Here is a 2,022-nt window from a genome sequence, read left to right as displayed (position 1 = left end):
GACCACAGTAGCAGATGTGGTCAGACCACATCGGCGTGGGCGGCGAGGCTCGAGGTGCGCAAGCCCCTGCCGAGCAACCGTGCGATGACCCAGACTGGCTCGCACGCGATCGCCGCCGACCTCGATCGACCCGGGCGGTCGCCGAGACAGGAGGAGCAGATGTCCGATATCAACACGCCCACCTCGCGGGAGCACCCCGAGCAGCCGGCCGAGGGCGCCGACGACGCCTCGGCCCAGCCGAACCGCCGCGATGGCGACGACCGCACCGACACGGCGCCCGACGACCAATCGTCGTACAACATCCAGCCGCCGCCCACCGAGGACGGTGAGGTCCCCGGGGTTCCCGACGCGAGCGAGGGTGCGCTCGACCGCGACACGGAGGACGATCCGGGTTCGAACGCGACCGGAGTCGGCGCCTAGCCCAGCGCCCCCCGGTCGCCGCGGGTGGCCAGCCGCGGTGCGAAGCGGCGGCTCAGCCCTTCTTCGGGCGGATCCGGATGCGGTTGCCGGCCTCGTCGAGCTCCACCACGCCGCCGCGCGACTTCACGAAGTCGCTGAACGAGCCGAAGCCGAGCCTGCGCTCCTGGAACGACGGGTCCATGCGCAGCATCTGGTTCTTGACGGCGCCCGAGGGCTGCCACTCCTCGTCGTTCTTCGCGCGCAGCAGCTCGAGCGCCTTGAGGATCAAGCGGCCCGGGTTGCGGGTTCCCGAGGTCGGCTCGGGCTGCGTGCCGTCGGAGAAGTGCACGGCGGGTGCACCGCCCGAACGCCCCGCGGGTGCTGCAGCCGCGAGGTCGGCGTCGGTCGTGGCCTCGGTCTCGGCCGCGGTGGCCGGCCCCGCGGCATCCGTCGCCTTCGCCTTGCCGCCGCCCCGGCTCGCACGACGCGTCTTGGGCGCCTCGGGAGCGGATGCCGCAGCCGGCTCCGCGGCAGTCGCGGCGGCCGGTTCCGCGGAGCCGCGGCGTCCTGCCGACGTCGTAGGCGCCGCGACGGCGACCTCCTCGTCCTCCTCGACCGCGGCATCCGTCGTCAGCAGCGCATCGTAGTCGGCGTACTCGTCGCACGACGCGGTGAGCGCCCGGCTCGTGCCGCCGGCCACGCCGATGCCGACGACGTAGCGGCCGAGGCGCTTGGCCTTCTGCGCGAGCGCCACATAGTCGGAGTCGCCCGCGACGATGACGATGTGCGAGAGGTCGTCGATGCGGAACATGTCCTCGACGGCGTCGACGGCGAGGCGGATGTCGGCACCGTTCTTCGTCGCCGAGAGCGGGAACAGCTGCACCAGGTCGACGGCACGGTCGATGAGCTGCCCGCGGTAGCTCGCGTTCACGGGGGTCGACCAGTCGGCGTAGGCGCGGGCGATCGCGATGGTGCCGAACGTCGCCGCGAAGTCGAGCACCGCGTCGATGTCGACGGTGGCCGTGACGAGGCGTTCGGCGGTCTGCGTGCCCGGGTTGACCGCACGCCCGCGCGAGGTGTCCTTGCGGTAGGCGCCCTCGCCGTGCACCTGGTCGTAGCGCGAGATGACGATGTTGTCGAAGTCGAAGTAGAGGGCCACGCGGGGCTCTGCGGAGGTGGGCATGTCGACCTTCCGTCGATGAGTGCGTGCTCCCGATGCTAGCCCGGTGGCGCCGGTCACTCCTCGTAGAGCGTGACGGTCGCCTGGAACTCGCCGCTGTTGCCGTCGAGGTTGGTGTCGTTGATGCCGAGGTAGAGCTGGCCGCCGGCATGGCACGTATAGGTGGTGCCGGACCCGACCGCGAACATCTCGGGGATGGAGTCGAACCCGCCGATGACCGAGGCCGTGTTCGCGTCGGCGTACACCCGCGCCTCGGGCACCTCGCCACCCGTGAGGCCGTCGGGGCCGACGAGCGACTCGGCGCTCGCGTCGTGCCACGCCGTGCCCGTCACCGTGATCTCGAACACCTCGCCGGGTTCGCACCAGAGGCCGGTGTCGGTCCAGTCCGCGTACATCGGCACGTTGAGGTCGACCGTCAGCGGCTCAGCCGGCTCGTCGTCGAC

At 71.6% G+C, this 2,022-nt stretch carries 3 protein-coding genes; 1 reads left to right on the top strand and 2 read right to left on the bottom strand.

From position 1 onward, the window contains the following. Positions 1-420, top strand: a 420-nt coding sequence (locus tag AC1DY2_RS19090; protein ID WP_476763844.1) for a hypothetical protein, incomplete at its 5' end; no start/stop codon positions are given. A 52-nt stretch (positions 421-472) separates the two neighbouring features. Here AC1DY2_RS19090 and AC1DY2_RS19085 read toward each other — a convergent pair. Continuing rightward, positions 473-1,582, bottom strand: a complete 1,110-nt coding sequence (locus AC1DY2_RS19085; protein WP_476763843.1) for an NYN domain-containing protein — start codon at positions 1,580-1,582, stop codon at positions 473-475. Positions 1,583-1,635: 53 nt separating this feature from the next. Further along, positions 1,636-2,022 (bottom strand): hypothetical protein (locus AC1DY2_RS19080; protein WP_476763842.1); only part of this gene is annotated, 387 nt, incomplete at its 5' end.

This window comes from Agromyces sp. P1_H4, assembly GCF_056405255.1.
Note: the sequence above shows the minus strand (reverse complement) of the source record. Positions and strands in the feature narration are given on the sequence as shown.